The sequence below is a fragment of the Rhizobium sp. PRIMUS64 genome (genome assembly GCF_023006465.1).
GTDB lineage: Bacteria > Pseudomonadota > Alphaproteobacteria > Rhizobiales > Rhizobiaceae > Rhizobium > Rhizobium leguminosarum.
Map to the genome: position 1 here is coordinate 36,029 of NZ_JALBGX010000050.1, position 12,014 is coordinate 48,042.

Annotated in this window: 12 protein-coding genes; 11 read left to right on the forward strand and 1 reads right to left on the reverse strand. The window is 61.9% G+C overall.

Translation table 11 applies throughout. The annotated features are described in order from the left end of the window. Nucleotides 1–14: 14 nt before the first annotated feature. The 7 genes from MOV76_RS20130 to MOV76_RS20160 all read left to right on the forward strand — a co-directional run bounded on the left by MOV76_RS20130 (nucleotide 15) and on the right by MOV76_RS20160 (nucleotide 5,409). Nucleotides 15–848: an SDR family oxidoreductase gene (locus tag MOV76_RS20130; protein WP_247265142.1), complete on the forward strand. Its 834-nt coding sequence runs from the start codon at nucleotides 15–17 to the stop codon at nucleotides 846–848. An 18-nt stretch (nucleotides 849–866) separates the two neighbouring features. After that, entirely contained in the window at nucleotides 867–1,070 is a 204-nt protein-coding gene (locus tag MOV76_RS20135; RefSeq protein WP_018243774.1) for a twin transmembrane helix small protein, read from the forward strand. 21 nt (nucleotides 1,071–1,091) lie between these two features. Further along, complete coding sequence (locus tag MOV76_RS20140; RefSeq protein ID WP_130718054.1) at nucleotides 1,092–1,670, forward strand: cob(I)yrinic acid a,c-diamide adenosyltransferase; 579 nt, start codon at nucleotides 1,092–1,094, stop codon at nucleotides 1,668–1,670. A gap of 33 nt (nucleotides 1,671–1,703) precedes the next feature. Continuing rightward, nucleotides 1,704–2,489 (forward strand): rhomboid family intramembrane serine protease, encoded by a 786-nt coding sequence (locus MOV76_RS20145; RefSeq protein ID WP_018243776.1) that lies wholly within the window; start codon nucleotides 1,704–1,706, stop codon nucleotides 2,487–2,489. Between the two features lie 185 nt (nucleotides 2,490–2,674). After that, nucleotides 2,675–3,424: an electron transfer flavoprotein subunit beta/FixA family protein gene (locus tag MOV76_RS20150; protein WP_247265143.1), complete on the forward strand. Its 750-nt coding sequence runs from the start codon at nucleotides 2,675–2,677 to the stop codon at nucleotides 3,422–3,424. Nucleotides 3,425–3,449: 25 nt separating this feature from the next. Further along, the gene (locus MOV76_RS20155) at nucleotides 3,450–4,379 is read left to right on the forward strand and encodes an electron transfer flavoprotein subunit alpha/FixB family protein (protein ID WP_247265144.1); all 930 of its coding nucleotides are present in this window, start codon (nucleotides 3,450–3,452) and stop codon (nucleotides 4,377–4,379) included. Nucleotides 4,380–4,527: 148 nt separating this feature from the next. Next, a complete protein-coding gene (locus tag MOV76_RS20160; protein WP_003543296.1) occupies nucleotides 4,528–5,409 on the forward strand; it encodes a 3-hydroxybutyryl-CoA dehydrogenase in 882 nt (293 codons plus the stop codon). 178 nt (nucleotides 5,410–5,587) lie between these two features. Here MOV76_RS20160 and tlpA read toward each other — a convergent pair whose 3' ends face one another. Then, nucleotides 5,588–6,250, reverse strand: coding sequence for a thiol:disulfide interchange protein TlpA (tlpA, locus tag MOV76_RS20165; protein ID WP_018243780.1), 663 nt, complete (start codon nucleotides 6,248–6,250; stop codon nucleotides 5,588–5,590). A 26-nt stretch (nucleotides 6,251–6,276) separates the two neighbouring features. On the opposite strand from tlpA, the gene argH reads away from it, so the two are divergent. The 4 genes from argH to MOV76_RS20185 all read left to right on the forward strand — a co-directional run. Continuing rightward, complete coding sequence (argH, locus tag MOV76_RS20170; RefSeq protein WP_018448101.1) at nucleotides 6,277–7,680, forward strand: argininosuccinate lyase; 1,404 nt, start codon at nucleotides 6,277–6,279, stop codon at nucleotides 7,678–7,680. Between the two features lie 132 nt (nucleotides 7,681–7,812). Next, nucleotides 7,813–8,025 (forward strand): LPS translocon maturation chaperone LptM, encoded by a 213-nt coding sequence (gene lptM, locus MOV76_RS20175; RefSeq protein ID WP_018243782.1) that lies wholly within the window; start codon nucleotides 7,813–7,815, stop codon nucleotides 8,023–8,025. 11 nt (nucleotides 8,026–8,036) lie between these two features. Then, nucleotides 8,037–9,305: a diaminopimelate decarboxylase gene (gene lysA, locus MOV76_RS20180; RefSeq protein ID WP_018243783.1), complete on the forward strand. Its 1,269-nt coding sequence runs from the start codon at nucleotides 8,037–8,039 to the stop codon at nucleotides 9,303–9,305. A 365-nt stretch (nucleotides 9,306–9,670) separates the two neighbouring features. Next, on the forward strand, nucleotides 9,671–12,014 hold a 2,344-nt coding region (locus MOV76_RS20185), incomplete at its 3' end, for a TIGR02302 family protein (RefSeq protein WP_247265145.1).

Genomic DNA, 12,014 nt, shown 5'->3' on the forward strand with positions numbered 1-12,014 from the left:
ACAGGAATCATTCCATGGCGGAGCAGCGCACCATCGTCGTGACCGGATGTTCGTCCGGTATTGGCGCTCATTGCGCACGGGCGCTGAAAGCCGATGGTTGGCGTGTCTTCGCGACGGTGCGCAAGCCGGACGATCTCAAGGGGTTGGAAGCGGAAGGCATCGAAGCCTTCCTGATGGACTATGCCAGGACCGAGACGATTTCCGACCTGGTCGGCGCAGTTCTGGAACGCAGCGGCGGTCGTATCGACGCGCTCTTCAATAACGGCGCCTACGGCCAGCCGGGCGCCGTCGAGGATCTATCGACGGCAACGCTGCGCGCGCAGTTCGAGGCGAATTTCTTCGGCTGGCACGAGCTGACGCGGCAGATCATTCCGCTGATGCGCAAACGCGGAGAGGGGAGGATAGTGCAATGTTCGTCGATCCTCGGCATTGCCCCCTATCGCTTTCGCGGCGCCTACACAGCTTCCAAATTCGCGCTGGAAGGTCTCAGCATCACCCTGCGCATGGAGCTGCAGGGCAGCGGCATCCATGTCAGCCTGATCGAGCCGGGACCGATCGCCACGCGGTTCACCGCCAATGCGCTCGCCAAGATCAAGGAGCATATCGATCTCGAGAATTCGCCGCACGCGGTCGATTACACCAGACAACTGGCGAGACTCGACGGATCGGGGCCGGTCAACCGCCATAAGCTCGGCCCGGAAGCGGTCTATTCCGTGTTGAAACACGCATTGAACTCGAAAAATCCGAGGCCACATTATCCTGTAACGACTCCGGCTAAGCAGGGCATGTTCCTGAAGCGGCTGCTTCCGGCAGACCTCTTCTATCGCCTGATGCGCTGGACGGACTGACTGAGAAAGCAGAACGCTATGTCCACGGTCACCTATATCCTCGCAATCATCGTCATGGGCGTCGTCGCCCTCGTCCTGATCCGCGGTCTCTTCAACATGATGAAGGGCGGCGATGCCAACCGTTCCAACAAACTGATGCAGCTTCGTGTGCTGTTGCAGGCGATCGCCGTCGTCCTGATCATGCTGACGCTCTGGCTGACCGGCGGCGGCCGCCCGACCTGACCGGACTTCAAGGGGGAAACCATGGTCAAGCTCAACAAGATCTACACGAAAACAGGCGATGACGGCACGACCGGGCTGGTTTCCGGCCCGCGCCGGCGAAAAGACGATCTGCGCGTCGAGGCCTACGGCACGATCGATGAGGCCAATTCCGCGATCGGCCTGGCGCGGCTGCACACGGCCGGCTTGCCCGAACTCGATGCCATGCTGATGTCGATCCAGAACGATCTCTTCGATCTCGGCGCCGATCTCGCCACCCCTGACACCGGTGAGCCACCGACCTACGAGCCGCTACGGATCGCCGAGACGCAGGTCGACCGCGTCGAGCACGATATCGACCGGCTGAACGCCGGGCTGGAGCCGCTGAAATCCTTCATCCTGCCAGGCGGCACCCCGGCTGCCGCCCATCTGCATCTTGCCCGCACGATTGCGCGGCGCGCCGAGCGTTTGATGGTCGCGCTTACCCGCACCGACGGCGAAATCGTCGGCGAGCCGGCGATGAAATACGTCAACCGCCTCTCCGATTTCCTCTTCGTCGCCGCGCGTCATGCAAATGACCAGGGCCATGCGGATGTACTTTGGGTTCCGGGAAAAAACAGATAGGCTTGCCGCGTTCACGATCGCCGGGGGGCCTTTATGTTCATACCACTTCACGATGCCAATACGCTGAAATATATCAAGGTTCAGTGGGTGACGCTCACACTGATCGCGCTGAATATCGCGGTCTGGCTTTTGACCAGCCTGGAGAGCGAACAGGCAGCCCAGGCGACGACCGTCGGGCTCGGCTACATCCCGGCGATTGCCTTCGGCCATGCGATGCTGGCGCAGGGACTCGAAATCGTGCCGGAACCGCTGACCTACCTCACCTATGCTTTCGTCCACACCGGCTTCTGGCATCTGGCCGGCAACATGATCTTCCTCTGGGTCTTCGGCGACAATGTCGAGGATGCGATGGGACATCTGCGCTTCCTGATTTTCTATCTCGTTTGCGCCGCCGCCGGCGCGCTTTGCCACGGCCTACTGACCATGACCTCGGAAGCGCCGCTGGTCGGCGCATCGGGGGCGGTCTCCGGCGTCGTTGCCGCCTATGTCTTGCTGCATCCACGCGTCAGGGTCTGGGTGCTGGTGTTTTTCCGTGTGCCGTTGCCCCTGCCGGCCTTCGTGCCGCTGCTTTTGTGGATAGGACAGCAATTCTTCATGCTGGCGATCGCACCTGACGGCGACGTTTCCTGGGGCGCGCATGTCGGCGGTATCCTTGCCGGAGCTTTCCTGATCCTCGTGTTGCGCCGGCCTGGTGTGCCGCTCTTCGACCGGCAGATCGTCACGCCCCGCGCCGTCAGAAACGACCCAGGCGCCGGCCCGGCCATCGCAGCCGGCACGGACGGGCGGACGGCACAGCGATTTCCCTGGGGCCGTCGCTGACGACAATATTGACGTGAACGTAAACGTCCATATATTGCCGAGGCAAATTGCCTGTCGGCGTCATGGAAGCGTTGAAATTGGAGGAAAAACGCGTATCCATGTCGCCATTCGACAATCGGAGCGGCGCCCAAGCGCGCATTTTCTAAAAAGCCTCTGAAGCCAGTTTCTCCTGAAGGAAGGACCCCATGAAGATACTCGTCCCAGTCAAACGGGTTGTCGACTACAACGTGAAGATCCGGGTGAAGCCGGATGGCACGGGTGTCGAGCTTGCCAATGTGAAGATGTCGATGAACCCGTTCGACGAGATCTCGGTGGAAGAGGCGCTGCGGCTGAAGGAAGCCGGCAAGGCCGAGGAAGTGGTCGTGGTGTCGATCGGTCCTGCCAAGGCCGAGGAAACGTTGCGGACAGCACTTGCCATGGGTGCTGACCGGGCGATCCTGGTTGAGACCGACGATCAAGTCGAGCCGCTCACTGTCGCCAAGATCCTCAAGGCTGTGGCCGATGTCGAACAGCCCGGCCTGATCATCGTCGGCAAGCAGGCGATCGATGACGACAGCAACCAGACCGGCCAGATGCTGGCAGCACTGATGGGAACGGCCCAGGCCACTTTCGCCTCGAAGATCGAGATCGGTGACGGCAAGGCTCAGGTGACCCGTGAAGTCGATGGCGGCCTGCAGACGATCGAGATCAAGCTGCCGGCGGTCGTCACCACGGATCTGCGCTTGAACGAACCGCGTTATGCCTCGCTGCCGAATATCATGAAGGCGAAGAAGAAGCCGCTCGACAAGAAGAGCCCTGATGATTTCGGCATCTCGACCACGCCGCGCCTCAAGGTCTTGAAGACCGAGGAGCCGTCGGGCCGCAAGGCCGGCGTCAAGGTCAAGTCGGTCGCCGAACTCATCGACAAGCTCAAAAACGAAGCCGGCGTGCTGTAATCAGGTTGGAACAGGAACCATCATCATGACCATTCTTCTTCTGGCTGACCACGACAATGCAAGCCTGTCCGACCAGACCGCCAAGACGCTGACGGCTGCCGCAAAGATCGGCGGCGATATCCACATTCTCGTCGCCGGCAAGGCTGCCAAGCCTGCTGCCGATGCCGCAGCCAAGCTTGCCGGCGTCTCCAAGGTGCTGCTGGCCGAAAGCGACGAACTGGCCAACAATCTGGCCGAGCCGCTGGCTGACCTGATCGTCTCGCTCTCAGCCAGCTACGACACGATCATCTCGGCCGCCACCTCGGTCGGCAAGAATGTGCTGCCGCGGGTGGCAGCCCTGCTCGATGTCGCCCAGGTCTCCGAGATCATCGAGGTGATCTCTGCAGACACCTTCAAGCGGCCGATCTATGCCGGCAATGCCATCCAGACGGTGCAGGCGACCGATGCCAAAAAGGTGATCACCGTGCGCACCGCATCCTTTGCCTCTTCGCCGGAAGGTGGTTCGGCCACCGTCGAGGCGATCCCGGCGGTTTCCGATCCGGGGCTGTCGACCTTCGTCCGGGACGCGCTGTCGGCCTCCGACCGTCCGGAACTGACGTCTGCGAAGATCATCATCTCCGGCGGCCGGGCGCTCGGCTCTGCCGAGAAGTTCAGGGAGGTCATCCTGCCGCTCGCCGACAAGCTCGGTGCTGCCGTCGGTGCATCCCGTGCGGCTGTCGACGCCGGTTATGCCCCCAACGACTGGCAGGTCGGCCAGACCGGCAAGGTGGTGGCGCCGCAGCTCTATATCGCCTGCGGCATTTCAGGCGCCATCCAGCATCTGGCCGGCATGAAGGATTCGAAGGTCATCGTCGCCATCAACAAGGACGAGGAGGCGCCGATCTTCCAGGTCGCCGACTACGGATTGGTCGCCGATCTCTTCGACGCCCTGCCGGAATTGCAAAAGGCGCTGTGACCGCGCCAAATGCTTTTCTTTCGCACTTGCGAATGACTGGAAAATTATCTTTTATCGGGCTACTACTGCTGCCGGGCGATCCTTCGTCCGGCAGTATTGCTAGAAAGATGCGGCGGCGCGGGGGCGAATGCCGTGCGGGGGTTTGGAGATGAATGCGGTGTTGAAGAATATTGGTATTATCGGTGCCGGTCAGATGGGCTGCGGCATCGCGCATGTTTCGGCCGCCGCAGGTTACAGGGTTCACATCTACGATCTCTCGCAGGACCGCATCGAATCTGGCCTTGCCACCATCAACGGCAACCTGGCCCGCCTGGTGACGAACGGCAAGATGACCGAAGAGGAGCGCAAGTCGACCTTGTCGCTCATCACAGGCTCGTCCGATGTCAATGATCTCGCCCCCTCCGATCTCGTCATCGAGGCCGCCACCGAGGATGAAACGGTCAAGCGCAAGATCTATACGCAGGTCTGTCCGGTCCTGAAGCCGGAAGCACTGCTTGCCACCAACACCTCTTCCCTGTCTATCACCCGGCTTGCTGCCGCCACCGACCGCCCCGAGCGCTTCATGGGCATACATTTCATGAACCCGGTGCCGGTGATGAAGCTGGTCGAACTGGTGCGCGGCATCGCGACCGACGAGAAGACCTTTTCCGCCGCCAAGGAATTCGTCGGAACTCTGGAAAAGACCATCACCGTCGCCGAGGATTTCCCTGCCTTCATCGTCAACCGCATCCTGCTGCCGATGATCAACGAAGCGATCTACACGCTCTATGAAGGCGTCGGCACGGTCGACGCCATCGATACGGCGATGAAGCTCGGCGCCAACCACCCGATGGGACCGCTGCAGCTTGCCGATTTCATCGGCCTCGACACCTGCCTCTCGATCATGCAGGTGCTGCATGACGGCCTGGCGGATTCGAAATATCGTCCCTGCCCGCTGCTGGTAAAATATGTCGAAGCCGGCTGGCTCGGACGCAAGTCCGGCCGCGGCTTCTATGACTATCGTGGCGAAGTGCCGGTCCCGACGCGGTAAGCGGCCATCACCTGAAAGGGCGAATAGACCGAGCGCCCGCTAAATGCTTTCCTTGCCGGGAACGGGAGGAAACGCCATGTCGACCGAAACACCCATGTTCCTGCTGCAATGCTGCGTCCTTATCGGAATCGCCGGCGTCTTTCTCATGAGAGGAGATGGGGACTCCTGATCAACGTCGTTACGACCCGATCGCACCCTTGATTAGCGCCTTCGCGTCTTCGCTATCCCACGCGGCCGGGCCGTTCATGGCGGAGATCAGGCAGCCCTTGTCGTTGAGCAGCAGCGTCACCGGAAGGCCGAAGGCAAGGCCTTCCTTCTTCAGGCTGTTGAACACGCCGATCGTATTGTCGCGGTAGAGCTGCAGCGCATCGACGCCGGTTTCAGTCAGGAACGTCTTCGGCTTCTCATCGTCGCCGGTGTCGATATTGACCGGCACGACCTGGAACCTGTCGCTACCCATCTCCTTTTCGAGTGCGTTCAGCGCCGGCATTTCCTCGCGGCAGGGCACGCACCAGGTGGCCCAGAGATTGAGAAGCACGGTCTTGCCGGCGAAATGATCGAGCGTCAGCGGCTTGCCATCCGGCCCGTTGAAGGAAACCGCCGTCAGCTTGCGCGGCTCAGTGGCGGCAACCATGGCGGCCACCTGCCCCTTCATGAGCGGTGCCAGATTGGCAGCACGCTCCTTCGCCAGCGAGCATTCGGCCGAAGCGCTGCTGCCGATCCCATTGCCAATCCCCTTCTCCTTCACGTATACCGCTGCCGCACCTGCAACGACACCTGCGACGGCGGCGATTGCGATCAATTTTCCGGACGGCAGGCCGAAGGGTTTTTTCGTCGTCATTTCATTCTCCAGGACGGGCATCTTCCATGGCCGAGAACAACACGGACACCAAATCCTCCAACCAGATGTGGGGTGGGCGCTTCGCCTCCGGCCCGGACGCGATCATGGAGGAGATAAATGCCTCGATCGGTTTCGACAAGAAGCTATTCGCCCAGGACATCCGTGGTTCGATCGCCCACGCGACCATGCTTGCCCATCAGGCGATCATTTCATCAGACGATAAGGACAAGATCGTTCACGGGCTAAACACGATCCTGTCAGAAATCGAAAGCGGCAATTTCGAATTCTCGCGTCAGCTCGAAGACATCCACATGAATGTCGAGGCACGCCTGGCGACGCTGATCGGACCGGCCGCCGGCCGCCTGCACACCGCCCGCTCGCGCAATGATCAGGTGGCGCTCGACTTCCGCCTCTGGGTGAAGGAAGAGCTGCAGAAGACCGAGCAGATGCTGACCGGCCTGATCGCGGCCTTCCTCGACCGCGCCGAAGAACATGCCGAAAGCGTCATGCCGGGCTTCACCCATCTGCAGACCGCCCAGCCCGTTACCTTCGGCCATCACTGCATGGCCTATGTCGAAATGTTCGGCCGCGATCGCTCGCGCGTGCGCCACGCCATCGAGCATCTGGATGAAAGCCCCATCGGCGCCGCAGCCCTTGCCGGCACCGGCTATCCGATCGACCGCCACATGACAGCCAAGGCGCTCGGTTTCCGCGAGCCGACCCGCAACTCCATCGATACGGTCTCCGACCGCGATTTCGCCATCGAATTCCTGTCAATCGCGGCGATTGCGGGCATGCACCTGTCGCGTCTGGCAGAAGAGATCGTCATTTGGTCGACCCCGCAATTCGGATTCGTGCGTCTCTCCGACGCCTTCTCGACCGGCTCATCGATCATGCCGCAGAAGAAGAATCCGGATGCCGCTGAACTGGTGCGCGCCAAGACCGGCCGCATCAACGGCTCGCTGGTGGCGCTGTTGACGATCATGAAGGGTCTGCCGCTCGCCTATTCCAAGGACATGCAGGAAGACAAGGAACAGGTCTTCGACGCAGCCGAGAGCCTGGAACTGGCAATCGCTGCCATGACCGGCATGGTGCGCGACATGACCATCAACACCGCGCGCATGAAGGCGGCGGCCGGCTCCGGCTATTCGACGGCGACCGATCTTGCCGACTGGCTGGTGCGCGAAGCCGGCCTCCCCTTCCGCGATGCCCATCACGTGACCGGCCGCGCCGTAGCACTCGCCGAAAGCAAGGGCTGCGACCTTGCCGAACTTCCGCTTTCCGATCTGCAGGCGATCCACCCCGACATCACCGACAAGGTCTACGACGTGCTGACCGTCGAGGCCTCGGTCGCCAGCCGCAAGAGCTTCGGCGGCACGGCGCCGTCCGAAGTGCGCAGGCAGATCGCCTTCTGGCGCGCCCGCAACTAAGAGATATCAGGCGTGGCGAAGAGCCGCCACACCCTTCCTGCAGGTGGAAAGACCGTCCAACAATCAGGGTGCACAAGGCGGATAAACTTCGCTATGAAGATGTCCATCATTCGATATGAATGATGCCAGCACATGCCGCAGAAGAGGATATCCATGAAGAGCTTGCCGCATCTCATCCGCCTGACGGCGGTTCTCGCCGTCATCGGCCTTGCCGTTGCCGGATGCGGGCGCAAGGGCGACCTCGATCCGCCGAGTGCTGCGGCAACCAAGGAAGGCGACGTTTCCAAGCCGACGAAACAGCCGGGAACTGTCGACAAGCCCTTCCTTCTCGATCCCCTTCTTTAAGGCATAAGCCCGTGAACCATTTCGAGTACCGTGACGGCGTCCTTCATGCCGAGAACGTTCCCGTTCCCGAGATCGCCAAGGCGGTCGGCACACCTTTCTACGTCTATTCCACCGCGACGCTGGAACGCCACTACCGCGTCTTTTCGGAAGCCTTCGCCGACATGGACTCCATGGTCTGTTATGCGATGAAGGCGAATTCGAACCAGGCGGTGCTGAAGACGCTGGGCCGCCTCGGCGCCGGCATCGATGTCGTCTCGGAAGGCGAGCTGCGCCGCGCGCTTGCCGCCGATATTCCGGCGAGCCGCATCATGTTCTCAGGTGTCGGTAAGACGCCGTCCGAGATGGATTTTGCGCTTGAGGCCGGCATCTACTGCTTCAACGTCGAATCCGAGCCCGAGCTCGAGATCCTCAATCAGCGCGCCGTCAGCGCGGGCAAGAAAGCGCCGGTCTCCTTCCGCATCAACCCGGATGTCGATGCGAAGACGCATTCCAAGATCTCGACCGGCAAGAAAGAAAACAAGTTCGGCATCTCCTGGGAGCGCGCCCGCGCCATCTATGCCCATGCCGCCAAGCTGCCGGGCATCGAGGTTACCGGCATCGACATGCATATCGGCAGTCAGATCACGGAACTGCAGCCCTTCGACGACGCCTTCAAGTTGTTGCACGACCTTGTCGCGACGCTCCGCGCCGACGGCCACACCATCCACCACGTCGATATCGGCGGCGGCCTCGGCATCCCCTACAAGGACGACAACAATCCGCCGCCGCTGCCGGATGCCTATGCGGCAATCGTCAAGAACCAGCTGCGCGGCTTGGACTGCAAGATCATCACCGAGCCCGGCCGCCTGATCGTTGGCAATGCCGGTATCCTCGTGACCGAAGTCCTCTATGTGAAGGATGGCGGCGAAAAGACCTTCGTCATCGTCGACGGCGCGATGAACGACCTCATCCGCCCGACGCTCTACGAGGCCTATCACGAGATCCGGCCGGTAACAATTTCAGCGGCCAACGCCCCCCGCATCCGCGCCGACGTGGTCGGCCCCGTTTGCGAGACCGGCGATTATCTGGCGCTCGACCGCGAGATGGCGATGCCGAAGCCCGGCGACCTGATGGCCGTCAGCACTGCCGGCGCCTACGGTGCGGTCCAGGCCGGCACTTATAACAGCCGCCTGCTGGTGCCCGAAGTTCTGGTCAGGGGCAGCGATTTCCATACGATTCGACCGCGCAGAACCTATGCCGAACTGATCAGCCTCGACTCCGTTCCGGCCTGGCTCGACTAGCGCATCGGCCCGAAAATCGGACGATTTTCGGAAAGCACGATGCGAGGATTGAAAGAGTTAGAGCGTCCTTTGTGCGTCCGAAAGGACGCACGGCGCTCTAAGCATGTCGCGCAAAAGTGCGCGGCGGTTTTCCGATAACGACATGGGTAAAACAAAGACCTAAAGCGCGCGAAGCAATCCGAAAGATCGCGACGCGCTTTAAGTCGCATCACTTTTTGGCGAATAACCGTGAAAAGCCAGTATTACTGGCCGCTCGCCCTCGCCTTCGCCACAAAGAGTGTTATCCTTTCGTTCATGAGCGTATTGCCCTGCAATCGCCGGAAGCGCCCTCTGTTCCAGAACGCCAGATCGCGGAGACCGGACCGATGACAAGCCCCTCGAGGCAGAAGAAAGGTGCATTTGCGTTCCGGCCCTCGCTTGCCCGGCTGGTGACGACGAAACGCCTGCTGGCGCGCATCGTGCTCTTTTTCGAGCAGCTGCTGCCGCCTCTGATGCCGGTACTATCCGTCATCGCCTTTTATCTCTCCGCCTCCTGGTTCGGTCTCTTCCGCAGCGTGCCGGACTGGCTGCGCATCCTGCTGCTCATCGCCTTTGCTGGCGCTTTTCTCGTCACGCTCCTCCCCTTCCGCACCCTGCGCTGGCCGAGGATCGCAGAAGCCGACCGCATGCTGGAGGAGCGCAACGGCCTGCCGCACCAGCCGGTCACCGTCCAGGAAGACGAGCCGGCCTTTGATACGCCCTTTGGCCGAGCTCTCTGGCGCGAGCACCAGACGCGCATGGCCGAAAAGATCGCAGCACTCGATGCCGGACTGCCGCGGCCTGATATCGCCGCGCATGACCGTTTTGCGCTGCGCGCCGTCCCGGCGCTGCTGCTCGTCACGGCCTTCGGTTATTCGCTGTCGATCAACGGCGGCTCGATCCGCGACGCGTTGCAGGCAGCACCCGAGCAGGTGGTCAGCGATCCGGCGGTGCGCATCGACGCCTGGGTGACGCCGCCTTCCTATACCGGCCGCGCCCCGATCTATCTGACGGCTGACGGCAGCGAGCAGGCGCCGATCGGCATTCCGCAGTTTTCGGGCCTTACCGTACGGGTCAGCGGCGGAAAGACGGCCGAAAAAGTCGTGTTCCGCAAGGCCAACGGCGAGGCGCAGGATATCGCCGTACAGGCGGATACCAAACCGCAGCAGACGGCGGCATCCGGAAGCGAGCAGCCGACGGCGGCACCTGCCAGCCAGGCTCTCGTCGCGCAGACGCATATGATGAAGCTCCAGGAGAACGGTGCACTCGAGGTCAACGGCCGGCGCTGGAGCTTCGAGGTGCTCCCTGACAAGGCGCCGGAGATTGCCTTCGACGGCCTGCCGAAGCGCAGCGTCAACGGCGCGCTTGAAATCGCCTTCACCGTCAAGGACGATTACGGGGTCCAGGAGGCGCATGCGGAGATCGTTCCCGTCGACACCGATCCGACGGCAACGCCGCTCTATCCGCTGCCGGAATACCGGCTGGATATTCCCCGCCGCAACGCCCGCGACGCCAAGGGTGTGACCAGCCGGAACCTGACCGAACATCCGCTTGCCGGCAAGCGCGTGCGCATCACGCTCGTTGCCAAGGATGCCGCAGGCCAGACCGGCCGCAGCCCGCCGTATGAGATGGCGCTGCCGTCGCGGCCCTTCAACGAGCCGCTTGCCGCGGCTGTCGCCGAAGAACGGCAGGTTTTCGCGCTCGATACGCGCAAGATGCCGCAGGCGATCGCGCTGAACGAGGCACTGACCATTCGTCCCGAGGAGACGATCCCCAAGCTCACCAACTATCTGCTCTTGGAATCCGCCTTGACGCGCATGAAACTTGCAAGGGGCGAGGATGCGCTGAAGGATACGGCCCAATATTTGTGGGAGATCGCCCTCGGCATGGAAGATGGCGATCTTTCGCTTGCCGAGCGCAAGCTGCGCGAAGCCCAGCAGAACCTCGCCGACGCGTTGGATCGCAACGCCCCGGACGCGGAGATCAAGAAGCTGATGGACGAGCTTCGCAAGGCGATGCAGGACTATATGACCGAGCTTGCCCAACGCATGCAGAACGCGCCGATGCAGCCGAACCAAAACGCGCAAAATATCCTGCGTCAGCAGGATCTGGAACGGATGATGGACCAGATCGAGAATCTCGCCCGCTCCGGCAATCGTGACGCCGCCCAGCAGATGCTGTCGGAATTGCAGCGGATGATGAACAACCTGCAGGCGGGCCGTCCACAGCGCGGCCAGCAGAGTCAGGAAAACAGCGAGGCCCGCAAGCAGATCGACAAGCTCGGCGAGATCCTGCGCGACCAACAGAAGCTGATGGAACAGACCTTCCGGCTCGACCAGCAGCTCAGGGACCGCATGCAGCGCGGTGAGTCTGATATGGGCGAGAACGATCCGCTGCTCGACGAGATGAACCCCGGAGAGAACGGCGAGCCTCAGGATCAGCAGCAGGGCCAGCAAGGCAAGGAAGGCCAGCAGCCCTCCGACCAGATGACGGCCGAGCAGCTGCGTGAGGCGCTGAAACAGCTGCGCGCCCAGCAGGATGCGCTCGGCAAGCAGCTCGGCGAATTGCAGAAGAGTCTCGGCGAGATGGGCATGAAGCCTGGCCCGGGCTTTGGCCAGGCGCAGCGTGAAATGGAGGGCGCCGGCCGTGAACTCGGCCAGGGCCGCGGCCAACCGGCCGTCGAGGGCCAGG